At 71.0% G+C, this 24,262-nt stretch carries 19 protein-coding genes; 11 read left to right on the plus strand and 8 right to left on the minus strand.

The window, feature by feature from the left end:
- Nucleotides 1-24 precede the first annotated feature (24 nt).
- Nucleotides 25-1,110 carry an alpha/beta hydrolase family protein gene (locus ACRWK8_RS00345; protein WP_378735036.1) on the minus strand — a complete coding sequence of 362 codons (1,086 nt, stop codon included), beginning with the start codon at nt 1,108-1,110 and terminating at the stop codon, nt 25-27.
- Between the two features lie 50 nt (nt 1,111-1,160).
- Nucleotides 1,161-1,814, minus strand: coding sequence for a transcriptional repressor LexA (lexA, locus tag ACRWK8_RS00350; protein ID WP_378735371.1), 654 nt, complete (start codon nt 1,812-1,814; stop codon nt 1,161-1,163).
- 687 nt (nt 1,815-2,501) lie between these two features.
- On the opposite strand from lexA, the gene nrdR reads away from it, so the two are divergent.
- The 3 genes from nrdR to ACRWK8_RS00365 all read left to right on the plus strand — a co-directional run bounded on the left by nrdR (nt 2,502) and on the right by ACRWK8_RS00365 (nt 6,394).
- Nucleotides 2,502-2,984, plus strand: coding sequence for a transcriptional regulator NrdR (gene nrdR, locus ACRWK8_RS00355; protein ID WP_378735034.1), 483 nt, complete (start codon nt 2,502-2,504; stop codon nt 2,982-2,984).
- 130 nt (nt 2,985-3,114) lie between these two features.
- Nucleotides 3,115-5,862, plus strand: a complete 2,748-nt coding sequence (locus tag ACRWK8_RS00360) for a vitamin B12-dependent ribonucleotide reductase (RefSeq protein ID WP_431867584.1) — start codon at nt 3,115-3,117, stop codon at nt 5,860-5,862.
- A gap of 103 nt (nt 5,863-5,965) precedes the next feature.
- Nucleotides 5,966-6,394 (plus strand): CBS domain-containing protein, encoded by a 429-nt coding sequence (locus ACRWK8_RS00365; RefSeq protein ID WP_378735029.1) that lies wholly within the window; start codon nt 5,966-5,968, stop codon nt 6,392-6,394.
- On the opposite strand, the gene ACRWK8_RS00370 is transcribed toward ACRWK8_RS00365, so the two are convergent.
- Complete coding sequence (locus tag ACRWK8_RS00370; protein WP_378735027.1) at nt 6,391-6,696, minus strand: hypothetical protein; 306 nt, start codon at nt 6,694-6,696, stop codon at nt 6,391-6,393. The genes ACRWK8_RS00365 and ACRWK8_RS00370 overlap by 4 nt on opposite strands.
- Nucleotides 6,697-6,966: 270 nt before the next feature.
- Here ACRWK8_RS00370 and ACRWK8_RS00375 point away from each other — a divergent pair, with 270 nt between their 5' ends.
- The gene (locus ACRWK8_RS00375; RefSeq protein WP_378735025.1) at nt 6,967-8,724 is read left to right on the plus strand and encodes an SPFH domain-containing protein; all 1,758 of its coding nucleotides are present in this window, start codon (nt 6,967-6,969) and stop codon (nt 8,722-8,724) included.
- Entirely contained in the window at nt 8,725-10,185 is a 1,461-nt protein-coding gene (locus ACRWK8_RS00380; protein WP_378735023.1) for an SPFH domain-containing protein, read from the plus strand. It abuts the gene before it with no gap.
- Between the two features lie 104 nt (nt 10,186-10,289).
- On the opposite strand, the gene ACRWK8_RS00385 is transcribed toward ACRWK8_RS00380, so the two are convergent.
- The 3 genes from ACRWK8_RS00385 to ACRWK8_RS00395 form a co-directional block, all read right to left on the minus strand.
- Entirely contained in the window at nt 10,290-10,478 is a 189-nt protein-coding gene (locus ACRWK8_RS00385) for a hypothetical protein (protein WP_378735021.1), read from the minus strand.
- A 141-nt stretch (nt 10,479-10,619) separates the two neighbouring features.
- The gene (locus ACRWK8_RS00390) at nt 10,620-11,276 is read right to left on the minus strand and encodes a hypothetical protein (RefSeq protein ID WP_378735019.1); all 657 of its coding nucleotides are present in this window, start codon (nt 11,274-11,276) and stop codon (nt 10,620-10,622) included.
- A gap of 75 nt (nt 11,277-11,351) precedes the next feature.
- Complete coding sequence (locus tag ACRWK8_RS00395; RefSeq protein WP_378735018.1) at nt 11,352-11,978, minus strand: DoxX family protein; 627 nt, start codon at nt 11,976-11,978, stop codon at nt 11,352-11,354.
- Nucleotides 11,979-12,203: 225 nt separating this feature from the next.
- Between ACRWK8_RS00395 and rnhB the strand changes: the two genes are divergently transcribed.
- The 4 genes from rnhB to ACRWK8_RS00415 all read left to right on the plus strand — a co-directional run bounded on the left by rnhB (nt 12,204) and on the right by ACRWK8_RS00415 (nt 17,263).
- Nucleotides 12,204-12,923 carry a ribonuclease HII gene (gene rnhB / locus ACRWK8_RS00400; RefSeq protein ID WP_378735015.1) on the plus strand — a complete coding sequence of 240 codons (720 nt, stop codon included), beginning with the start codon at nt 12,204-12,206 and terminating at the stop codon, nt 12,921-12,923.
- Nucleotides 12,924-13,128: 205 nt separating this feature from the next.
- Nucleotides 13,129-15,651: an AAA family ATPase gene (locus ACRWK8_RS00405; RefSeq protein ID WP_431867585.1), complete on the plus strand. Its 2,523-nt coding sequence runs from the start codon at nt 13,129-13,131 to the stop codon at nt 15,649-15,651.
- Nucleotides 15,652-15,686: 35 nt separating this feature from the next.
- The gene (locus tag ACRWK8_RS00410; protein ID WP_378735011.1) at nt 15,687-16,421 is read left to right on the plus strand and encodes a nucleotidyltransferase family protein; all 735 of its coding nucleotides are present in this window, start codon (nt 15,687-15,689) and stop codon (nt 16,419-16,421) included.
- 44 nt (nt 16,422-16,465) lie between these two features.
- The gene (locus ACRWK8_RS00415; protein ID WP_378735009.1) at nt 16,466-17,263 is read left to right on the plus strand and encodes a tyrosine-protein phosphatase; all 798 of its coding nucleotides are present in this window, start codon (nt 16,466-16,468) and stop codon (nt 17,261-17,263) included.
- A 69-nt stretch (nt 17,264-17,332) separates the two neighbouring features.
- Here ACRWK8_RS00415 and ACRWK8_RS00420 read toward each other — a convergent pair whose 3' ends face one another.
- Together ACRWK8_RS00420 and ACRWK8_RS00425 are read right to left on the minus strand one after the other, a co-directional pair.
- The gene (locus ACRWK8_RS00420) at nt 17,333-18,946 is read right to left on the minus strand and encodes a hypothetical protein (RefSeq protein ID WP_378735369.1); all 1,614 of its coding nucleotides are present in this window, start codon (nt 18,944-18,946) and stop codon (nt 17,333-17,335) included.
- A gap of 249 nt (nt 18,947-19,195) precedes the next feature.
- Nucleotides 19,196-19,480 carry a three-helix bundle dimerization domain-containing protein gene (locus tag ACRWK8_RS00425; protein WP_378735007.1) on the minus strand — a complete coding sequence of 95 codons (285 nt, stop codon included), beginning with the start codon at nt 19,478-19,480 and terminating at the stop codon, nt 19,196-19,198.
- A 581-nt stretch (nt 19,481-20,061) separates the two neighbouring features.
- Between ACRWK8_RS00425 and ACRWK8_RS00430 the strand changes: the two genes are divergently transcribed.
- Together ACRWK8_RS00430 and ACRWK8_RS00435 are read left to right on the plus strand one after the other, a co-directional pair.
- Entirely contained in the window at nt 20,062-22,119 is a 2,058-nt protein-coding gene (locus ACRWK8_RS00430; RefSeq protein ID WP_378735004.1) for a SpoIIE family protein phosphatase, read from the plus strand.
- A gap of 196 nt (nt 22,120-22,315) precedes the next feature.
- Complete coding sequence (locus ACRWK8_RS00435; RefSeq protein WP_378735002.1) at nt 22,316-23,986, plus strand: RNA polymerase sigma factor; 1,671 nt, start codon at nt 22,316-22,318, stop codon at nt 23,984-23,986.
- The last annotated feature ends 276 nt before the right edge of the window (nt 23,987-24,262 follow it).

Below are 24,262 nucleotides of genomic sequence, written 5' to 3' on the forward strand. Positions count from 1 at the left end.
GGTGGCCCGCGGTCCGGGGACCGCCTAACGCAGACCGCCGAGGAACCGTTCCAGGGCCGGGGTGACGTCGGGTGAGAAGGCGCGGTCCGCGTCGAGGGCGGCGGCGCCGGGGGAGTCGTCGTACTCGCGCAGGATGTGGTCGGCGCCGGGCAGGTCCACCCGCTCGGCACCGTCCATACCGGTCATGAGCCGGTCGATCTCCTCCTCGTTGACCTGGGCGTCCCGGTCGCCCCACAGAACCAGGACCGGGGTGTCCCCGGGCAGCTCCTCGGCCAGCTCGACCGGGTCGAAGGAGTCGATCCACGCCAGGTAGTCCGCGCCGTTCGCGTCGAACAGGCCGGTGGAGTCGGTCTCGGGCAGCTCCGAGCCGGAGCGCACCGCGGCCCGGCCCGCCCGCAGGTCGGAGAGCATCGTCGCGGCGGTCACCTCGCCGACGCCGCCCTGGGCCTCGGCGGTGCGGACCTGCTCGGACAGCTGTCGGTCGATCAGGTCAAGCATGCGCGTGCCGGGCGGGGCGGCCAGCACCAGGGCCGGTTCGGCGTCGAGGACCTCATGGGCGCGCAGGGCGAACAGGGCGCCCTCGCTGTGGCCCAGGATGACGGTGCGCTCGGGGTCCACCTCGGGCTGGGCGACCAGTTCCGCGTAGGCGGCGGCCATCTGCCGCTCGAAGACCAGGGGGTCGACCGGCTGGTCGAGGGCCTCCTCCTCGGCTTCGCTCATGGCGTCCGGGTCGGCGCTGCCGAACTTGTCGTAGCGCAGCGACGCCGCACCGGCCCCGCTCAGCACACGGGCGAGGTTCAGGTTGGTGTTGGCCTCGGGGCGCCCGGGGCCGTTGCCGTTCCGGTCGGTGGGGCCGCTACCGGAGATGATGAGCACCCCGGGGACGGTGCCCCCGTCACCCCCGGGGGTGGTGAAGGTGCCGGGCACCGTGAAGCCGCCCCCCTCGAAGGACACCTCGCGCTCCTGCCCGGAGGCGCCGGGAAGGGCGGGCCCGTCACCGCCGTCGCTGGGCGCGCAGGCGGAGACCAGCAGCGTCCCGGCGGCCAGGGTCGCGGCCAGGAGGGCGCGGGTCGGGGAGGGGGACACGGGGGCGGAGACAGGTGACGACACGTCCTCAGCGTATCGGCCCACCCACCGCCCCCGGCTTCGGGGATCCGCGCTCAGACCCTGCGCATGACCGTGACGACCTTGCCGAGGATGGTGGCCTCGTCACCCTGGATGGGCTCGTAGGCGTCGTTGCGCGGCATCAGCCACACGTGCCCGTCCGGCTCTCTGCGCAGCACCTTGACGGTCGCCTCGTCGTCCAGCATCGCCGCGACGATGTCACCGTTCTCGGCCGTCTGCTGCTGACGGACGACCACCAGGTCGCCGTCGGTGATCGCGGCGTCGATCATCGAGTCGCCCACCACGGTGAGCATGAAGAGGCGGCCCTCACCGACCAGCTGGCGCGGCAGCGCGAGGACGTCCTCCACGGCCTCCTCCGCCAGGATCGGGCCACCGGCGGCGATCCGGCCGACCAGCGGGACCGAGGCCGCCCTGGTGGAGTCGGCGGTGAGCTCCTCCTGGGTGAGGGTCTGGGAGGTCTCCCTGCCGGGGGTCCGCAGCTCCACGGCGCGTGGCCGGTTCTGGTCCCGGTGCAGGTACCCCTTGCGCTGGAGCACCTTCAGCTGGTGCGCCACGCTGGAGGGGCTGGACAGGCCGACGGTGTCCCCGATCTCCCGGATGGACGGCGGGTACCCCCGTTCCCGGACGTACCTCTGGATGCAGTTGAGGACACTCTGCTGGCGCGCGGTGAGCCTGGGGGTGTCGGGCACGGACGCGCCCGGTTCGCCGACGGGCGAAAGAACGGTGGTGGGTCCGGAGCCGACGGCTCCGGGGTTCTCCTCCGGCACGGCCGGGCCTCCTCGGTGTTCGGTTCGGTCAGGGCGCGTGTGCGGCCGGTCACCGGCCACGCGGACCGGACGGCGAAGCCGGTGTGAAATCAAGGTCAACTTTAGTCGTTGCACACGGTGATATCAAACAAGCGTTCGAGAGTCCGTGGACGGGGTCGCGGAGGGATTTCCCTTTGTGTTTTCACGCGCCGATTTCCGGTGGCCGGACTTATGTGTGTACACGCGTGCGGTGGCCGTTGTCCGTCGAATGCGGGATCCGGTATGGGGTTCGTCTCGCCGTGCCCCGCCGTCGCTCCACGGCCTCGGGGGGGAGGGGAATTCGGTCGGCGGTTCGGTGTGGCGGGCGTCGGGCGGCGCGTCCCCGCCCCCTTATCCTGGGATTCGGCTTCCGGAGTCGCGCACCCCCGTTTCCACCTCCTCGAACCCCGTTCCTTGGCGGCCTCCGCCGCCGGATTGGGGACACGCCGTGGGCCGGGTTGCGGGTGTCCGCCTGAGCGCCTAGGTTCGACCACAACATCTGGTGTTGACGCGGGGGCCGTGGTCAATAAGTTGTGGTTAAGTAGACTCCAAGGGTTGTTGGTCGGGTACAGGAAAGCCAGGTGAACCGGGATGCACTGTCCGTTCTGCCGTCATCCGGACACCCGGGTGATCGACAGCAGGTCCACCGACGACGGCGCGGCCATCCGGCGCCGTCGGACCTGCCCCGTCTGCGAACGCCGCTTCACCACGCAGGAGACGGTCCTGCTCATGGTGGCGAAGCGGTCCGGGGTCACCGAACCCTTCAGCCGTACCAAGATCATCGCCGGGGTGCGCCGCGCCTGCCAGGGCCGCCCCGTCTCCGAGGACGCGCTGGCCAAGCTCGGCCAGCAGGTCGAGGAGGAGATCCGGGGGCGCGGCGTGGCCGAGGTGCCCGCCCACGAGATCGGCCTGGCCATCCTGGGTCCCATGCGTGACCTGGACGAGGTCGCCTACCTGCACTTCGCCAGCGTCTACCGCGGGTTCGAGAGCCTCGCGGACTTCGAGGCCGAGATCGCCAGCCTGCGAGAGGACCGCGAGGGCCAGGCGGAGCCCGCGGTCGACACCACCGGGTAGGGAACCCGGAACCGCCACCGCGAGGTGGGCGGGAGCACGGCGAACACCGTACCTCCGCACCATCCCGAACACATGAACGTCCGCGCGGTCACCGCCGGGTCCGCGCATGACCTTCGGGGGAGGCGCCGCCATGGCGCGAAAGACGAGCGGTACGACCAGGCGCGAGGGCGGGGGCCTGCGCGTCGGCCGGGTCAACACCACCGAGGGCGTCCATCCCTACGACACCCTCGAATGGGAACTCCGCGACGTCGTCATGACCAACTGGCGCGACGGCACCGTCAACTTCGAGCAGCGCGGCGTCGAGTTCCCCACCACCTGGTCGGTGAACGCCACCCAGATCGTGGCGAGCAAGTACTTCCGCGGGGCCGTCGGCACTCCGGAACGCGAAACCAGCCTCAAGCAGCTCATCGACCGGGTCGTCGACGTGTACACGAGCACCGGACGCGAGCACGGCTACTTCGCCACGGGGCAGGACGCCGAGGTCTTCGACCACGAACTCAAGTACGCCCTGGCCCACCAGCTGTTCAGCTTCAACTCGCCGGTCTGGTTCAACGTCGGAACCTCGTCCAGGGCCCAGGTCTCCGCGTGTTTCATCCTCTCCGTGGACGACACGATGGAGTCGATCCTGGACTGGTACAAGGAGGAGGGGCTGATCTTCAAGGGCGGCTCCGGCGCGGGCGTGAACCTGTCGCGTATCCGATCCAGCAGGGAACTGCTGTCCTCCGGGGGCTCGGCCTCGGGTCCGGTCTCCTTCATGCGCGGCGCGGACGCCTCCGCCGGGACCATCAAGTCCGGCGGCGCCACCCGCCGGGCCGCCAAGATGGTGGTACTCGACGTGGACCACCCCGACATCGAGGAGTTCGTCGAGACCAAGTCCCGTGAGGAGCACAAGATCCGCGCCCTGCGCGACGCGGGCTTCGACGTGGATCTGGGCGGAGACGACATGTTCAGCGTCCAGTACCAGAACGCCAACAACTCCGTCCGCGTGTCCGACGCCTTCATGCGCGCCGTGGAGACCGGTTCCGAGTTCGGCCTGACCTCCCGTACCACGGGCGACGTCGTCGCCACCGTCGACGCCAAGGAGCTCTTCCACCGGATGGCCCGTGCGGCGTGGGAGTGCGCCGACCCGGGCATCCAGTACGACGGCACCATCCAGGACTGGCACACCAACCCCGAGACCGGCCGCATCAGCGCGAGCAATCCCTGCAGTGAGTACCTCAGTCTGGACGACTCGTCCTGCAACCTGGCCTCGGTCAACCTGCTGAAGTTCCTGCGCGAGGACGACACGTTCGACGTCGAGGGGTTCACCAGCCTCGTCGAACTGGTGATCACCGCGATGGACGTCTCCATCACCTTCGCGGACTTCCCCACGGAGCGGATCGGGGAGACCACCCGCGCGTACCGGCAGTTGGGGATCGGCTACGCGAACCTGGGCGCCCTGCTCATGGCCACCGGCCACGCCTACGACTCCGAGGGCGGGCGGGCCGTGGCGGCCTCGATCACCTCGTTGATGACCGCCGCCGCCTACCGTCGCAGCGCCGAACTGGCCGGTGTGGTCGGCCCCTACGAGGGATACGGGCGCAACGAGAAGGCGCACACACGCGTCATGCGCAAGCACGCCGCCGCCAACGACGACCTGCGCACCGTGGGGGCCCTGGAGGAACCCGTCCACGAGGCCGCCACCCGGGAGTGGGCCCGGTGCCTGGAGACCGGTGAACGCCACGGTTGGCGCAACGCCCAGGCCAGCCTCCTGGCCCCCACCGGAACCATCGGGTTCATGATGGACTGCGACACGACCGGGATCGAGCCCGACTTCTCGCTGGTCAAGTACAAGAAACTGGTCGGCGGCGGGTCCATGCGGATCGTCAACCAGGCGATCCCCCGGGCGCTGCGAAACCTGGGCTACAAGGAGGAGCAGATCGCGCCGATCGTGGACCACGTGGCGGAGCACGGGCACGTGGTGGACGCGCCCGGACTCCGGCGGGAGCACTACGAGGTGTTCGACTGCGCCATGGGACGCCGGTACATCCAGCCCATGGGGCACGTGCGCATGATGGCCGCTACCCAGCCGTTCCTCTCGGGGGCGATCTCGAAGACGGTGAACGTGCCGGAGGCCGCGACGGTCACCGACTTCGAGGAGATCTACTACGAGGGCTGGCGCCTGGGGCTCAAGGCGCTGGCGGTCTACCGCGACAACTGCAAGGTGGGTCAGCCGCTGTCCACCTCGGGTGCGGCCGGGGAGACCGTGGAGGCGCCGAAGCCCGTGCGGCGGCGGTTGCCGAAGAAGCGGCCGAGTGAGACGACCTCGTTCTCGGTGGGCGGGGCCGAGGGCTACATCACCGCGGGCTCCTACCCGGACAGTGGTCTCGGGGAGGTGTTCCTCAAGCTCGGCAAGCAGGGCTCCACCCTGGCCGGGGTGATGGACGCCTTCTCCATCGCGGTCTCCATCGCTCTCCAGTACGGGGTGCCGCTGGAGACCTACGTGGAGAAATTCACCAACATGCGGTTCGACCCGGCGGGCATGACGGACGACCCGGACATCCGTATGGCGCAGTCGGTGGTGGACTACATCTTCCGCCGCCTGGCCCTGGACCACCTGCCCTACGAGGAGCGGGCCGCGCTGGGGGTGCTCTCCGCCTCGGAGCGCGAGGCCCGGTTGCACGGGGAGGACCCGGTCCAGGCCGCCGTGCAGGTGGAGTCGTACGCGCAGTCGGCCGCCCCGGCCGAGGCTCCGGCGCCGGAAAAGCACCCCAGCGAGGACTTCTCGGAGGGGTTCATGGCCGACGCGCCCCTGTGCACCACGTGCGGGACCAGGATGCGCCCGTCCGGCAGCTGCTACGCGTGCGAGGGCTGCGGCGCCACCAGCGGCTGCAGCTGACCGCCGGCGCCCCGGGACCCCGGTCCCGGGGCGTGGTCCACACCTGTGGTTGGCGGGGGAGGGGAGCGGGTACCCCCTGAAACCCCGGCGGAAGGTGGTTCCCATGCTGATAGCCGCGATCCTGCGGGCGAAGGGCCCGGAGGTGGTGAGCGTCGCCCCGGAGGAGACCGTCGCCCGGCTGCTCACCGAACTCGCCCGGCACAACATCGGCGCCGTCGTCGTCGCGGAGGACGACACCCTCGTCGGGATCGTCTCCGAGCGTGACGTGGTGCGTCACCTGGAGCGCCGGGGACCCGAGGTCCTCTCCGCCCCCGTCTCCGACATCATGACCGCCGACGTGGTCACCTGCACCCCCGACGACTCCGTCGAGGAGGTCAGCGAACGCATGACCGTGCGCCGGTTCCGCCATGTCCCCGTGACCTCGGAGGGGCGGCTGGCCGGGATCGTCAGCATCGGTGACCTGGTCAAGAGCCGTCTACGGGTCCTCGAGAACGACCGGGCCCAGCTGGAGGCCTACATCCACGGACGCTAGGCCTCGGATCGGTCGCTGGAGGCCACGGCGACGGCGGCGGTCGCGGCGGTCACCCCCAGGACGGCGGGCCACGAGCCCACCTTCCTGGCGAGCGGGTGCGACAGGCCGAAGGCGGCCACGTACACGCCGGTCAGGGCGATGGCGGTGCCCAGGCCGGTGCTGCGGCGCGTGGTCTCGAAGGCCGCGGCGCCGAACCCGGCCAGGACGGCGCCGCCGAGGGGCCGGTTGCCGGTGGCGCGTGCCACGGAGTAGCCGCCGATCAGCCCGGCGGTGGTCAGGACGGCACTGGGTACTGCGGGCATCGAGGGCTCCCGTTCCGTGAGTTTCGGTCATGACGAGGCTAGCCCCGCCCTCGGGGGCGCGCCATCCGGCGCGCGTGGGTCACCGTGTGGCCGATACCGCGTCACGCTCGGGACACGACCCATGGGTTTCGGCTGGCCACCGTGACAAGCTAGGGCCCGACCACTACCGGTTTGTCCTACGACGGACCCGCCCCGAGCTGGAACCAGATCGCGGTACGCGACGTCGAAGCCGATAGTTCCCGACGTTCCGTCTCAAGGAAGTGCATGCCTATGTCGTTCGCGCAAACGGTGCGCGGCGCGGCCAGCGCGGTCGCCCAGGGGGGCGACCCGCGTCAGGCCGTGACCGACGCAGTCCAACAGGCCGCGGGCCAGGTGACCGGCCAGCGGTCCGGTCAGAGTTCGGAGGGCGGCCTCGATCCCCGGGACTTCGTCGCGGCACGCGAGCAGGGTGCCTCCGTGGACACCCGGATCGAGCAGAAGACCACCTCGCTCAGCAACGCGGGCGAGGCCCTCAACCGCAGCTACTACGAGCGCGGCCGGGGCGGCCCCGTCCACGTCATCTGCCCGATGGTCATCCCCCGCGGACGCACCTTCGTGACGATGCTCCCGGCGATCGCCCTGGTCGTCATCGGCGTCGTCGGTTTCTCCACCACCGCCGCCACGGCCATGGTCACGGGCGCCAATCCCCTGCTCAACCCCCTCTTCGGGGTCCACTACTGGATCATCACCGCGGCCGTCACCGGCTTCATGTGGTGGCGCCAGGGCATGGTCATGGTTCCCGAGGGCTGCCAGGCCATCGTGACCCGCTTCGGTAAGATGGAGAACCTCTACCAGCCGGGCAGGGTCACCCTGTTCAACCCCTGGAAGCGCGTCTCCTACATCGTCAACACCACGCGCGAGTACCCGTTCAACGCCCCGATCCGCTCGGCCCCCACCAAGAGCGGCGTCCAGGCCTCGGTCGACCTCTTCGTGCAGTTCAAGATCGAGAACGCCACCGACTTCGTCTACACGCTGGGCGGCGTCCCGGGCTTCCAGGAGAAGCTCAACAACGCCATCAGCGAGACCACCCGCAGCCTCATCTACGAGCAGGAGGCCTCGGCGATCTACGACATGGTCGGGGAGAGCACCCAGGCCCTGCTGGACTCCCTGAACCGCCAGTTCGGCGGCATCGTGGTTCTGACCAGCGCCAACATCACCCACGCCGAGCCCTCCAGCCAGGAGTACCGGATGGACCTGGCGGCGCCCGAGATGGTCCGCGTCGCCAAGGACGCCTACACCTTCGAGTACGAGCTCCAGCTGCGCAAGGAGCAGAACGAGGGTGACCTGAACAAGGAGCTCGCCACCCTCAACGAGACGCTCTCCGCGATCCAGGCCGACATCGCCCAGTACCAGGCGCAGATGGACACCGCCCTGGAGCGCGAGACCAACCGGGCCCGCGCCACGGCCCGACAGCGCTTCGTGGAGGCCGAGTCCGAGGCCAACGCCAACGCCGCGCTCCTCCAGGCGCAGGCCCTGGACATCCGCGCGGTCAGCGCCGCCGAGGCCCCCGAGATCCTCAACTACCGCTTCCGGGAGAACCTCCTGGACAAGCTGGAGTCGGTCGCGGACAGCCTCCCGCAGGTGCTGCGGATCGGTTCGGGTGACGGCGCCAGTGTCGACTACCTGCGGATCGCCCAGGAGATCATCGGTCAGACCGACGCCGCCCTGTTCTCCGACGAGGACATGGCCGCGATCCGCGAGCGTCTGGGCGCCATCAACGCCCGCATCACCGAGCGCCAGCAGGAGATCAGCGCGATCGTCGAGGACGAGGCGGACGAGCGCCGCCCCTCGGCCGAGGACCCGGGTGAGGACCTGGTGGAGGAGATCCGCCAGTCGGTGAGCGACGACGCCATCGACGAGCGCATCTCCGAGTCCGCCCCCGTCGACCCGCCGGAGCCCTCCGGCGCACCGTTCCAGAACCCGCAGGACCCGCCGCTGCCCCCGTGGTCGCAGGGCGGTTCCGAGGGCCAGCACCCGGGAGGTCAGTAGATGAGTGAGTCCTTCAATCCCGGCGGCGGCTCCAACATCAAGGAGTCCCTGGCCTCGTGGAGCGACCTCGCGGGTCTGCTGCGCGGCGGTGACCAGGGAGCCATCGTTCCCGTGGTCATCCCCCGCGACAACCGCGGCCTGCGCTGGACCATCCTGGTCTGGTTCGGCCTGTTCGCGATCTGCTCCGCACTGATGATGTCGCTGAACGTCGCCTTCGGCGGCGCCGTGGCGGGCCTCGCCTACGGCGCCCTGGCGGTGCCCACCCTGTTCGTCGGCGTCCTCAGCGTGCTCGCCGCCGGTCTCTGGTGGTGGCGCGGCGCGATCGTGGAGATCGAGGAGGGCACCACCGGCATCCTCACGAAGTACGGTGCCTTCGCCAAGAGCATCGGCCCGGGCCGCCACTACCTGTGGCACCCGTGGTCACGCGTTGACTTCGTGGTGGACACCCGCACGGAGATCCCGTACACCGCCCCGGTGCTGGCCTGCCCCACGCGGGAGAACGTGCCGCTGAAGTCGATCGAGTTCTTCCTGAAGTTCCGGATCGAGGAGCCGTACCGGTTCGTCACCTCGATCGGCGCGAGCAACTTCGACCTGGTGCTGTCGAGCGCGGTGCAGGACGCCATCCGCCAGCGCAGCCGCATGGTCAACACGGAGTCCGCCTACGACCTGCGCGGCTCCAACGTCGAGGACATGCGCAGCCTGCTCAACACCCAGCTGCACAAGTACGGCGTCACCATCACCGGCTGCAACATCCCGGACGTGCAGCTGCCCAGCCAGTACCAGCAGCACCTGGCCACCCGGGAACGGGTCGCCAAGGAGCTGGTCGCCTACGAGCAGGAGTGGGAGCTCACGCGCAAGCGCCGCATCGACACCCTGCTCATGGACATCGAGCGCTCCAAGAAGACCCGCGACGCCAAGATCGTCGAGGTCAACGCCTCCCTGAACAAGGCGCGCAAGGACGTGGCGCAGATGCTGGAGGAGCAGGAGACCGAGGCCCAGCGGGTGCGGTACGAGATCGAGACGCGCGGCCGGGCCGACCTGGTCGCCGCCGAGAACGAGGCCAAGGCGCAGCACCGGCTGGCCACCGCGTACCGGGACAACCGGGCGGTGCTGGAGTACGAGCTGGCCCGCCGCCGCCTGGACGTGGGCGCGGCGCTGGCCGAGCGTGCACCGCGCCCGGTCGTGGTCCAGACCGAGGGCGGCTCCGGAGACGGCTCGGCACTGTCGACGCTGCTCACCGCCCAGCTGCTGCCGCAGGTGCTCAACAGCGGTGGCGGTTCCTCCCGCTCGCTGGGCGCCCCGTCCGCGCAGGACGTCCTCGACGGCGTGCAGGGTTCGGTGGCCGCCGCGGCCGGACGCCAGCAGCAGATGGCTGAGGAGTACCAGAGCCAGCAGGAGACCGCGATGCGCCAGCAGTTCGAGCGCGGTGACGGTTACGGGGGCGGTCGCGGCAAGCGCTGATCCCCGCTGACCGACCGTACGGAACGGCGGAACGTGAAGGGCCCCGCCCCCACCCGGAGTACGGGTGGGGGCGGGGCCCTCGCGTGTGTGACCGGAGCGCGGGCTCAGCTGGCGGTGGTCAGGGCCGCGTACCCGGCGATGTCGATCCCGTGCCGGGCGGCGATCTCCACCAGGTCCTCGACCTCTCCGGCCTGGGCGACGGCCAGGTCGTCGTCGCCGATGGCGTGGGCTCGGCGCAGCGCGGTGAGGGAGTCGTGCAGACGCAGGTGAAGGGTGAGCGCGAACTCGCGCATGGTTCCTCTTCTCGGGTGGCGAGACTGCCGTGGGGGAGCACCGCGAGGGTGTCTCCCGGGGGACGCGTCCTGTCTACACGTCGAGGGTGAGAGCCAGGTTGGAGCGGGACAGCGCCGAGTAAAGAGGGGGTCCGTTCCGCTCTAGTGGTCGACCCAGACGTACCAGTCACCGGAGACGTGCTCGTAGATCCGCGATCCCTGGCCGGGCACGAAGACCCCCACAGGGATCTCCTCGGTGCTGTGCGCCAGCCCGGCGGGCTGGAGGAGCCCGGCCTTCTCCACCTCGTAGTGGGTGACGTCGCCGGTCACCGACACGCTGCGCAGGGAGTACAGGCCGGTCCACTCCCCGTTGCGGGGGATGGTCGTGGGGTCGGCCACCGCGTCGCGCAGTTCGAGGAGCTGTTCGGAGGAGGCCTGCACGCGTGTCTGGAGGGGCACGTCCGCGACGGCCAGGCCCAGGGCCACGAACGCGATGAGCGGGGCGGAGATCCACCGCAGCCAGTAGTGGCGGATCATCGGCCGGGCCACGGCCAGCGCGATGCCCAGGCGGAGCGCGCCCATCCCGGCGAGGAGGAGGCCGCCGCCGAGACCGATGACGAACGTGGGAAGGTGCCCGGCGGGCATGCTGTCCTCGAAGAGCAGGACGAGTCCGATCACCGCGCAGGCGGGGATGTAGAGGCGACCGGGCGGACGGGAGGCCCAGCTGATCAGTCGCTGGCCCGGCGTCGGCTTCTCGGCGATCTCGATCAGCTTGGCCACGGACCCGTCAGGGTTCGGGCCGGAAGCTGAGGCGGACATGGCGATTCCTCCATCGGATCCGGGACACGGCGACGCGGGCCCGATGGACGGCCGTGGGGGCGCGAACGGGCCGCGTCACAGTCGATTCGGCCGACGCGGTGCGGCCTGCTCCACAGGATAGAGCAGAGGCGGGGCGTGTTCGGGGCGGCGGGGCGAAATGGCCGGAGCTTTCCGCCGCGCCATGGAGCGGGCCCGGCGCCGGAGCCGCCGGGATGCCCGGGGACGGGGAGCGAGGACCAGGTAGTCCCACGACCACCGCCCCCCGCCGACCGCCATGAGCACGCACACCGCCGTGACCAGCGCCGTCGCCCCCCACGATCCGAACGGGGACGGGTCGGCGGCCGTCGTGGTGAGTGTTCCGACCACGGCGGACAGGGCCAGGAGTGGGCCGGTCAGCCATGTGAGCAGACCCACGGCGAAGGAGACGGAGAGCGCGACGAGCAGCGCCGGGACGACGGGGGCGACGACCCCGGCGGCGGGCACCCCGGAATCGGACAGCCGGTCCGCGACCAGGTCCACCCGACCGCGCAGGGCCAGGCCGTATCCCGCGAACACCCACCCCACCCCCACCCGGGTCGCGGCGGCGATGACGTCGTAGAGCCGACCGTGCAGGAACGGCGGCGCGGTCCGGCGCTTCGGGGACGGGCGGGCCGGGAGCCGCGGTGGGGGTACGGGCCGTGTTCTCGGCCTCGTGTGCTGCATGTCCATTCCTCCCGGGGGCCCGACACGGCGGTTCCAACAAGCGGAAACTACCGAACGTCACGTCGCATGACTCGTTGTCACGCTCGGTGAGTCGCGCAAAACCCGCCGGATTGGTCGTCGTGAGCCCGATCGGTCCGGCCCGAAGGCGTCTCCCGGGTCCCGGCCGAAGCCCCGGGCGCCGGAGAACCGGCCCGGAAGGTCACCCGACCGTCCTAGGGTTGTGGCGTGCCGACGACGACTGCCCCCAAGAACAGCCCCTCCCCGAAGAGCGACCCGCCCCCCGCTCCGACCTCCGAGGTCGAGGACGAACTCCGCGCCTCCGGAGCCCGGGTGGTGGCCGGTGTGGACGAGGTGGGCCGAGGCGCCTGGGCCGGGCCCCTCCTGGTCTGCGCCGCGATCCCCGGAGAGGGCGAGCCCCCCGCCGGTCTCACCGACTCCAAGCGCCTGACCCCCAAACGCCGACGCGAGCTCGCCGCGCAGATCGAACCCTGGGTCTCCGACCACGCCTTCGGCTGGTCCGAGGCGACGGAGATCGACGAGGTCGGCATGACCGAGGCCCTGCACCGGGCCGCCCGCCGGGCCCTGGACGCGCTGGAGCCCCGCCCCGACGCCGTGATCCTGGACGGCCGCCACGACTTCATCGGTCGACCCTGGCGCGTGCGCACTCAGGTCAAGGGCGACCTCACCTGCGTGAGCGTGGCCGCCGCCGCGATCCTGGCCAAGGTGCGCCGCGACGCCCTCATGGCCGAGCTGGCCGAGGTCCACCCCGGTTACGGATTCGAGCGGGCGGCGGGATACCCCTCGCCCACGCACCGCACGACCCTGGCCGAGCACGGACCCACCCCCCAGCACCGCATGAGCTGGTCCTACCTTGACGACCTGCCCCGATGGAGCCACCTGCGCCAGGTGCGCCCTGCCCCCGGCGGTCAGATCCCGCTGCTCTGATCCGGGCCCGGGCGGCCCGCGACACGCCGCCCCGCACTGGACATCCGGCCCCACTTGGGGCAAGGCTGTTCCTGGGCCGTGCCCGCCGAGCACGGGACCAGAGGAAGACGACCCGGCCCACGGCCGCATCGCGGGAGTCGGCCCCCTCCGACCCCGGCCCACCCCGGGGCCAACCACGCGACCCCCACGCAGGAAGGGGCTACGGATGACGCGCGAGACGCTCTCCACCGCCGCCGCGCGGCCGGACCGCGCATCGGGACTGGACCGCCTACGCGCCGCCTACCACCGGGTTCCGCTCGGGCGCCGCCTGGTGGCGGCCCTGGTCGTGCTCACGGTGGTCGCCGTCGTGGCACTCGTCCTCAGCCTGCCGGTGCTCAACGTCCTGCTCGGCACGCTGCTCGTGCTGGTGGCGTTCTCCGCCCTGATGCGCTCCCTCGACGCCCTGCTCACCGTCGTGGTCTCGGTGGTCTGGCTCGCCATCGCCGTGCCGCTGTTCCAGATCCCCCTCACCGGGGAGCCCGTCACCCTGCTGGTCGTGCCGCTGCCCCTCCTGGTGGTCCTCGCGGCGGGTCGCGCCCGTGAGTTCCCGGCCTGGCACACCGCCCTGCTGTCGCTCACCGCGGGCCTGGTCGTCGGCTTCTCCGTGGCCCTGTTCGGCATGATCGTCGAACCCTTCCCTGCCGGAGCCGGGATCGCCGCGCTCTACGCCGCGGCCGGAGCCTGCCTGGTCTGGCGGCTGGTCGCCTCCGGGCAGGTGGCCAAGGAGAGCCGGGAGAACGACGAGAAGCGGAGGAACAGCACCTCCAGATCCGGGCCGGGGCCACGGGACGCCCAGGCACCCCGGGGGACCACCTCCGGGAAGCCGGGCCGGAACGGGACCCCCGCTGGTTCCGACGGTCAGGCGGGCGGCCAGGGGCTGCGCGGCCGGGGCTCGGACACTCCGCGCCGGGGCGCGGCCGCCGCCGACGGCGCCGACGGTGCGGAGGAACCCGTCCCCGTGGACGTGGCGCTGGCCGAGCTGGAGGGCATGATCGGCCTCGACCCCGTCAAACAGCAGGTCCGGGGGATCGCCGCCTCCATCGAGGCCGCCCGGCTGCGCGCCGACGCCGGACTGTCCGTGGAACGCCCCCTGCGCCACCTGGTCTTCTCCGGGCCGCCGGGCACCGGCAAGACCAGCGTCGCCCGTACCCTCGCCACGATCTTCCACTCCTTCGGCCTCCTGCCCACCTCCCGGGTGGTGGAGGCCCAGCGCGCCGACCTCGTGGGCGAGTACCTCGGCGCCACCGCCATCAAGACCAACGAGCTCATCGACAGCGCCCTCGGCGGAGTGCTGTTCGTCGACGAGGCCTACTCCCTGGTCAACGAGGGTGACGGCCAGGCCGACCGGTTCGGCAACGAGGCCGTCCAGACCCTGCTCAAGCGGGCCGAGGACGACCGCGACCAGCTGGTCGTCATCCTGGCCGGATACGAGAAGGAGATGGACGCCTTCCTGGCCACCAACCCCGGCCTGGCGTCCAGGTTCGCCACCCGCATCAGCTTTCCCAGCTACTCCGCCGCCGAACTGTTCCGCATCGCGGAGGCCCTCGTGGCCCAGCGCGGCGACCTCCTCGACCCCGACGCCGCCCGCGCCCTGCGGCGGCGGTTCGACCAGACCGTGCAGCGCGAGGCCGTCGACGAGCTCGGCAACGGCCGCTTCGCGCGCTCCATGGTGGAGAAGGCCTCCCAGGCCCGGGACGTTCGCGTGGTCACCTCCGGTGCCAGCGGCGACGAACCGGCTCCCCGACCCACCGCCGACGCCCTGGTCACCGTGCACGCGGCCGACGTCGAGTCCGCCTACTCCGAGCTCACCTCGCGTCTTCCGGGCTTCGGGGAGTCCCCCGGCCTGGAGGAGGCGATGGCCGAGCTCGACGGCATGATCGGTCTGGAGCCGGTCAAGGAGCAGGTGCGCTCCCTGGTCGCGCAGCTGCGCGTGGCACGCCTGCGCGAGGAGCAGGGGCTGCCACACCAGCCGCCCATGCGGCACTTCGTCTTCACCGGCCCTCCCGGCACCGGCAAGACGACGGTCGCGCGCGTGCTCGGCCGGGTCTTCTCCGCCCTGGGCATGCTGGGCCGCTCCGAGGTGGTGGAGGCCCAGCGCGCCGATCTCGTCGGTGAGCACCTGGGCGCGACGGCCGTCAAGACCAACCGCCTGGTGGACCGCGCCCTGGGCGGAGTGCTGTTCGTCGACGAGGCCTACTCCCTGGTCAACCCCGGCTACAGCGGCGGTGACGCGTTCGGGGCGGAAGCCATCCAGACCCTGCTCAAGCGGGCCGAGGACGACCGCGACCGGCTGGCGGTGGTGCTCGCGGGCTACACCGACGAGATGGACCGCTTCCTGGCCTCCAACGCCGGACTCTCCTCGCGGTTCAACGTGCGGGTGCGGTTCCCCTCCTACAGCCCGGACGAGCTGTCCGAGATCGCGGACACGGTGGCCGCGCGCACCGGGGACGCCTTCGACGACACGGCCCGCGAGGACCTGCACAGCATCTTCACCCACGTGTGTGAGACCGGGTGGATCGACGAACTGGGCAACGGGCGTTTCGCGAGGTCGCTCTACGAACGGGCCTGCTCCCACCGTGACCTGCGGGTCTCCCAGGAAGTGGGGGAGTCGGCCACCGCCGCCGAGCTGACCGTGGTCACCAGCGAGGACGTGCGCAGGGCCTACTCCGACGCGACCCAGCAGAGCTAGGGAATCCCGGACCCCCTCCTGCTACTGTCCAGTACATGACCGCTGCACCGACATCCTCCGAGTCCCCCGTCAGGCAGGCGCTGATCCTCGCTGGAGGACAGGCCACCCGGCTGCGGCCCTACACCGACACCCGCCCCAAGGCGATGGTGGAGGTGGCCGGACGGCCCATCATCGACTACCAGCTGGAGTGGCTGGCCTCGCACGGAGTCGAGCAGGTCGTCGTCTCCTGCGGCTACAAGGCCGAGGTCCTGCGCGAGCACCTGGAGAACCGGAGAGAGGGCCTCGAGATCTCCCTGCTGGTCGAGGACGAGCCCCTGGGGCGGGGTGGCGCCCTGCGTTACGCCGCCACCGGGCTCCGCGACCCCGAGGCCCCGTACTTCGCCCTCAACGGCGACGTGCTCACCTGGTTCCCGCTGGACGAGCTCACCCGGCGCCACCGCGCCAGGGGCGGCCTCGGGACCCTGGCCCTGGCCCGGTTCCGCACCACCTGGGGCATCGTGGACGTCGACGGTGACGACCGGATCGAGGGCTTCACCCAGAGCCCGCTGCTGCCGGTCTGGATCAACGCGGGCGTCTACCTGTTCGAGCCGGGCCTGACGCCGCTCCTGCCGACCAAGGGCGACCACGAGTCCTCGACCTTCCCCGACCTGGCCAAGGAGGGGAAGCTGACCGCCTACCGGATCGACGGGTTCTGGCGCGGCGTGGACACCGCGAAGGACGTCAAGGAGGCGGGCGCCGAGATCGAGGCCCTGCGCGCGACCGACGGCTGAGCGCCCGTCCGCTCGGAATCGTGGGGTGACGGGGCACCGGGGCGGTGGGTATCGTCTGCGTCGTGACGAATGACGGTTTCCTCCTCTCCAGTGCCCCCAACTTCCGCGACCTCGGCGGCCACCGCACGAGGGAAGGCCGGACCGTGCGCGGCGGTCTCCTCTACCGCTCCGACGCCCTGCACACCATCGCCGACCACGACCTCCCCGTGTACCAGGGGTTCGGCATCCGCCAGCTGATCGACCTGCGCACCCACCACGAACGCGACCGTCTGCCCGACGTGGTCCCGGAGGGGGCCGAGTACGCCGCCGTGGGCGTCCAGAACGCGGAGGCGGCGGGAGCCAACTTCGTCGACCTGCTCGCGGACCCGGACCGGGCCAGGGCCATGTTCGGAGACGGAGCGGCCGAGCGGTTCATGCTGGAGGTCTACCGCGCCCTCGTCGCCGACACCGAGGCCCTGGACGGTTACCGCGACCTGGTCGAACGCGCCGCCAAGGGCCCGACCGCCCTCGTCTTCCACTGCAGCGCGGGCAAGGACCGGACCGGCTGGGGAGCGGCGCTGCTCCTCACCCTCCTGGGCGTCGACCGCACGACGGTCACCGAGGACTTCCTGGTCAGCAACGACCGTCAGGCCAACACCGACCAGTGGATGCGCCAGTTGTCCAAGGACAGCCAGCTCCCGTGGGAGGACGTGGAGCCCATGACCCGGGTCCGCGCCTCCTACCTGGACACCGCCTTCACCCACGTCGACGAGGTGTACGGCTCCTTCGACGCCTACGTGGCCGACGGCCTGAAGCTCTCCGAGGGGACCCTGGAGGCCCTCAGGACCCGGATGCTCGACTGACACCCCGAGGGCGCCGGACGGGGTGGCGGCGCCGTCCTCCCGTTCCTCGCCCTCCCGGAGCCCGCACTCCTACAGCGCGTCCAGTCTTCGGCGGAGGTCGCTCTCGCTGGTGGCGCTGAACAGCTCCTCGGTGAGGGTGGCCAGCACCGTCGCGCGGTCCTGACCCCGGTCGAGCATGCGGCGGGCCGCCGCCCACAGGTTGGCGGGTCTGCCGTCCCAGAGCCGCTTGGCGAGGCGTTCGTGCCGGTCCAGTTCGCGCTCCCGGTCGGGATCGCGCCCGGTCACCGGGCGGTACCAGCGGTCCTGCCCGGTCGAGTGGTGGCGGCCGCTGTGCGGGGTGGCGGCCTCGTACTCGCCGTAGTGGTCCAGCCGCAGGAGGGCCCGGCGACCCCTGGAGGTGTCCGGGGCGAACTCCTCCGGAGCACCGGTGACGATCTCGCTGGCCAACAGGGGAAACGCGAACATCCGCCGGGCCAGGGAGGCGAAGTCGCCGTCCGGGAGCAGCCGCCGGACCGCCTCCTGCCGCAGGCCCAGGGGCCGGGCCGGGTCCCGGTAGGTCGCGGCGAAGGCCGAGATGGTCTCCCACACCGCGTCCAGCGTGGCGGCCACGGCGACCTCCGGGAGCTGGGAGCGGGCACCGGCCCAGCGCACCCAGGCGGCGAGGACGTGCGGCATGGCCTCCTGCTCCTCGGGCAGCAGCACCACCCGGCCGGGCAGCCAGTGCAGCAGGAACGACTCCACCTTGCGGGGGCTCACGCGCAGCGGACGGCCCGAGTCGACGTCGCAGCCGTGCGCGATGATGTGGTCCGCGCACCGGCTCGCCGCGTAGGAGTCCGACAGCTCGGCCGCCTGGTCCGAGGCGAGGAAGCGCGCCGCCAGCACCGCGCGCCGGTCGCGCCGCCACACGGGGACCGGTGAGGCCGTGACCCCCTCGGGAGGCAACGGGAGGCGTTGGACCCGGGACGCGGCCAGCGCGAAGTGCGAGGCCAGCGAACCTCCGGTGAGGTCGGCGGCGGAGATCCCGACCGGCTCCACGGTCGGCCCGGCGGAGGGATCCGCCGTGGCGCCCGTGACCACCCGTTCCGTGCGCTCCAGCGCGCGGGAGAGCAGCGCCCGCGCCTCGCTCAGCTCCAGCCGGTCGAACCGGGCCAGGTCGTCGTTCTCGGCGCGCTCGCGGCACTGCTCCAGCAGCAGGTCCACCTTGGTGGTGACCCAGGCGTCCCGGAGCAGGCCGCCGCTGTTGTGGTCGAGGACGAGGATGAGCGCGTGCTCGGGCGGCATCGCGCCGTCACTGTCGGGCGCGTCCCGGCTGAACACGCACACGACGTCGTCGGTGTCGCCGAACCGGTCGCCGTTGACGTACGCGGCCACGGGGGAGACCGCGCCCAGCTGGGCGGCCCAGGCCGGGGCCTGGAGCCCCCGCTCGCGCAGGGCGATCATCCCCTGTTCGGCCAGTTCCCGCTGGGAGGGCGAGGTGCCCAGAGCGGTGATCGCGGCCAACACGCCCAGTCCGGCCGGTTTTCCGGAGGCGGTGGCGTGCGTGATCAGCCCCTCGCCGAGCAGCCGCTCCACGTCCACCCCGGGCAGCCGTTCACCCCACCATGAGCCCAGGAGCGCACTGAAGGCCAGCTCCGCGTCGAGCGGGTGCCGCATGGCGAGCAGGGCTCTGGCCGCGCGCAGCATCTCCTCGAAGGCGGCGGCGGGAACGTCGGGGCCTGTGGGTGAGGGTGAAGGGGATGGCACGAACTGAAGCGTATGCCAGCGCGAAGCGGGTCCGCTCCCGCTTGTGGACAACCGGTCCGCGAGGCGTTGGTCCCCGGGCGGCGGCGCGCGGCTGCGAGGGCGGTCGGCCACGGCCGTTCCGAGGCGGGCGGCGCGACAGCCGGGCGCGGGTCCCCTGGGGGTTCGTGCCCGGCTGTCGTGCCACCGGCGTCAGCGTGGTTCGGGCACCGCGCGGTGGCCGGTGAGCAGGGTGGTTCCCGATCGACGTACGGTCTTGCGGACCGTGGAGGGCGGCACCGAGTTCACCATGGCCTCCAGGTGCTCACGGGCGACGCGCTCGACGAGGTGCGGTGTGACCGGGATGCCCAGGTGTTCGGCACAGTGCCAGGTGTCGCTGACACAGCGCTCCACGCAGCGGGGCGACAGCCCGCTGAACTCGTCGTGAAGCCGTGCCGAGATCTGTCTGAGATCCTGGACCGGGAAGGTCTGGAGCATTCTCGCTCACACTCCTGGCTGATGATGGTCTGGACGGTGACCTCCACCTATTCCACTTGTTCTGAGCGGACAGTCAACCCCCGTCGCGGCACGCTGTTGATAAAACCTGGGGGAGCTGCCGTTTACCCTGTGGCCCTCGTCGCCGCAGGTCACAGTGGATAAATGGGCGAATCGGACATATGGCACTCCGGTTTCGCGGACTTCCTCGCAAACCGGGCCTCCTCGCCATCCATCGTGAATTATGGGAAAACACGCCCGCAGGACCCCCGGTCGTCGGTGTCGGGGTGACACCGTGGCCTAACATTTACCTTCCGTGTCCACGGCGGCTTCCCCTCACCGACGGCCGTTGCGTGTCAGCGGGTGTGTCTTATGCTTGAGCCGTGACAGCGGCCGAGAGGAGTCATGGAGCGTGACTCCTGGGAGCCGCGGAGCCCCCCGGCCGGAATCGGCGCCGCGCACCCCGCGCCGGAGTGCCACCGCGAGCGGGTGGCGAGCACGGTGCGACAGGGGACCACGCGGTCCAGAAAGCCCCCCATCGAAAACCGGCTGGGGAATCCGACGGTTCCGGAGGTGTCGAGCAGTTGAGCGCCGAGACGTCCATCCCCCCTCCCAGGATCAGCGCGGCGGAACTCCCGGACGCGGTGAAGTCCCTCCTCACCGACGCCCCCATCGGTTTCGCGCTCCTGGGCCCCGACGACGTCTTCGTCTCGATCAACGCCCGCATGGCCTCCGTCCTCGGCAGCACCCCCGACCGCTGTCTGGGACGCACCCCCGACGAGGCCGGTGAGCAGGCCGGTGCCCCCGCCGAAGCCAGTGCCCACCGCGCCTCCCTGGCCCGGGTCCGCGACACCGGACGCTCCGTACGCGGCCGCCACCGGACCGCCTCCGGCCAGACCTGGGACCTCACCTGGTTCCCCGTCAACGACCCCGCCGACGGCGCCCGGCACATCGCCCTCATCGCCGCCCGCGACCACGAGGACGGGGTCGCCCACCGCGAGGAACAGCGCCTGCGCGCCCTGCTCCAGGCGGGCAACCAGATCGTCTGGTCGGCCGGGTCGGGCGGCGACGTCCGCGAGGACTGCCCCCAGTGGCGGGCCATCACCGGCCAGGACCTGGACGCCTACCTCGGTCGCGGCTGGCTGGACGCCGTGCACCCGGACGACCGCCCCGGCGTCGAACGCGCCTGGGACGACGCCGTCCTCGACGTCACCGCCTTCGACGCGATGTTCCGCGTGCGCACCCGAGCGGGCGGCCACGTCCACTACCGGGCGAGAGCCAACCCGGTCATGGACGGCGCGGAGACCGCCGAATGGGTCGGCACCCTGGTGGACATCACCAACGAGCGTGAGGCCGACGAACTCCGCCAGCGCCTCAACCAGCAGCTCAGTGAGGCGGCCATGCGCACCGCCCGCCTCCAGAAGGCCACCTCCGACCTCGCCGAGGCCCTCACCGCCGACGAGGTCGTCCAGGCCATGTCCGAGATCGGCCGCTCCGGCGTGGGCGCCGACCACACCTCGGTCGCCCTGTTCGACCGCGACCGGCTACGCCTGCGGATCCTCTCCGCCGACGGTTGCGCGGGTCTGCCCGAACGCGGCTTCTCCCTGGACTACCCGGACGTCGCGGCCCGCGCCGTGGCCACCCGCGCGCCGTGCCTGGTGGCTGGCCCCGCCGACCTGCGCGAGCTCATGGATCACGCCCCCGAGGTCGAGGACCTGCTGGAACGCACCAGGGAGCGCGCCTGGGTGGCACTGCCCATGATGGCCGCCGGACGCCCGATCGGAGCCCTGCGCTTCTCGTTCAGGGCCCAGCGGGACGTCACCGACGAGGAACGCGTCTTCCTGGAGGCACTCGCGGGACAGTGCGCTCTGGCCATCGGCCGGGCCATCGTCTACGAACGCGAGCACGGCACCGCCGAGGAACTCCAGCGCAGTCTCCTGCCCGAGGAGCTCCCCGAGGTCGCGGGTGTGCGCCTGGCCGCCTACTACCGCTCGGGTTCGCAGCACGTGCAGGTGGGCGGCGACTGGTACGACGCCTTCCCGCTGTCCGACGGACGCGTCGCCGGGGTCCTCGGTGACGTCATGGGCAAGGGCATCCAGGCCGCCGCCGGAATGAGCCGGATTCGTAACGCTCTGCGTGCCCTGGCCTTCTCCATGCCGGAACCCGCCGACGTGTTGACCGGGCTCGACCGCATGTTCACGGCCACAGAGGGAATGGATCAGGTGACAACCCTGGTCTACTTCGTCCTGGACCCGGTCACCGGACAGCTCGACCTCAGCAACGCGGGGCACCTCCCGCCGCTCGTGGTCGCCGGGAACGCCGGGCCCTCACTGCTCGACACCGAGCCCGACACACCGCTCGGCGTCAGCTCTCCGAGGGGGCATCACAAATTCTTCGTGCAACCCGGTAACACTGTCGCCCTCTACTCCGATGGACTGGTTGAGAACCGCAGACGTTCCGTCGACGCCGGTCTGGACGAGCTCGTCAGGGTCGCGTCGAGGGCCCGTCCCGAGGTGGTGGGCGATCCACAGCAGATGCTGGAGTACCTTGTTGAGAGCATGCTCGATGGGTATGAGCAGGACGATGATGTCACTCTGCTCGCCGTTCAGCTTCCGGTGATCGATTCCGTGTCGGAGCGGTAGACCGTACGAACAAGTCCATTGCCTTGCCTACAGTGAAGAAGCCGCCGCGCCCCGCGAAGCGGAGGTGACCACGGCTTCCCCGCCCAGTGGGGACGATCCCAGGCCGCAGGTGGGAGAGGGTGCAGTGCCCGGTCCCGGCCAATCCGGACCACCGGGTCCGATCAATTCTCGCCACACGTCCGTTCGAGAGGTGTTTGTGTCATCTGCCAGTTCGACTCGCTCGAAGCAGTCCGAGTCACTGCAAGAGCCCGTCATTCAGCAGCTGATCGAGCGTGGGCGGTCCCAGGGCTTTCTTGAGCCCGAGGACGTGCGCCGTGCCTTCGAAGAGGCCGAAATCCCGATGTCGCAGGCGCAGTCCGTGCTCCGCAGCCTCGCCAAGGAGGGCGTGACCGTACTCGTCCCCGAGTCGGCCTCCTCGCGGCGCAAGACCACACGGCGCAAGTCGGCGGCTCCTCGGTCCAGCACCACCACAACCCGCTCGACCACCACCACGAGCCGGGCCGCCAAGCCCGCCCGTGCCGCGGCCGCCCAGGACCAGCCGGAGACGGTCACCGCCGTCGTCGACTCCTCCGAAGGCTCCTCCGCGAAGAAGGCCCCGGCCAAGAAGGCGGCGACCGCGAAGAAGGCGGCCACCCCCAAGAAGGCCGCGGCCGCCAAGAAGCCCGCGGCCAAGGCCCCGGCCAAGAAGGCGACGGCGACCAAGAAGTCCACGAAGAAGGACCTCGAACTCGCCTCCGACTCCGGTGACTTCGCCGAGGAGGGCCTGGACGACGACCTCGAGCACACCGGCGCCGAGCTGGAGCTGGTCGAGGACACGGCCGAGCCCGAGAAGGAGACCAAGCCGGCCAAGCCCGAGACCGTCGGCGCGCCCGTCAAGCCGAGCAAGGACGACGACTCCTTCGTCCTGTACGACGATGACGACGACGCCCCCGCCGCCCAGGTGGTCGCGGCCGGTGCCACGGCGGACCCGGTCAAGGACTACCTGAAGCAGATCGGCAAGGTCCCGCTCCTCAACGCGGAGCAGGAGGTCGAGCTCGCCAAGCGCATCGAGGCCGGGCTGTTCGCGGAGGAGAAGCTCTCCGAGGAGAACGACGTCCTCACCTTCGAGCTCCGTGACGAGCTGGAGTGGATCTCCGAGGACGGCGGCCGCGCCAAGAAGCACCTGCTGGAGGCCAACCTCCGTCTGGTCGTCTCCCTGGCCAAGCGCTACACCGGCCGCGGGATGCTCTTCCTGGACCTGATCCAGGAGGGCAACCTCGGTCTGATCCGCGCCGTCGAGAAGTTCGACTACACCAAGGGCTTCAAGTTCTCCACGTACGCCACGTGGTGGATCCGCCAGGCGATCACCCGCGCGATGGCCGACCAGGCCCGCACCATCCGTATCCCGGTGCACATGGTCGAGGTCATCAACAAGCTGGCCCGCGTCCAGCGCCAGATGCTCCAGGACCTGGGCCGCGAGCCCACCCCGGAGGAGCTGGCCAAGGAACTCGACATGACCCCGGAGAAGGTCGTCGAGGTGCAGAAGTACGGCCGCGAGCCGATCTCCCTGCACACCCCGCTGGGCGAGGACGGCGACAGCGAGTTCGGTGACCTCATCGAGGACTCCGAGGCGATCCAGCCGGGCGAGGCGGTCAGCTTCACCCTGCTCCAGGAGCAGCTGCACTCGGTGCTCGACACCCTGTCCGAGCGCGAGGCCGGCGTGGTCTCCATGCGCTTCGGGCTCACCGACGGTCAGCCGAAGACTTTAGACGAGATCGGCAAGGTCTACGGGGTCACCCGTGAGCGCATCCGGCAGATCGAGAGCAAGACGATGTCGAAGCTCCGTCACCCGTCGCGCTCCCAGGTGCTCCGCGACTACCTGGACTAGTCAGCCGGTCCAGGAGCAGACCCACGCTTCAGGCTGAGAAGCAAACAGGCGCGCCCTCCCGAGATGAATCGGGAGGGCGCGCCCGGTGTTCGTGCCCCCTGCCATGCTCACGGGTGTGGCGACGCCCGCGTGTCCCTCGCATGCCATCAGGCACTCACTGTCCCCGCACGGAGTCCGATCTCCATCCGATGCGCACCATGCTGCCCCACGTGCTGTAGGTGCGGCATAAAGGTGGTCTGGTCCGGTTATCCGCGCGGTGCGTCCCGTGTGACCTGC

The sequence above is a fragment of the Nocardiopsis eucommiae genome (assembly GCF_965344335.1).
GTDB lineage: Bacteria > Actinomycetota > Actinomycetes > Streptosporangiales > Streptosporangiaceae > Nocardiopsis > Nocardiopsis eucommiae.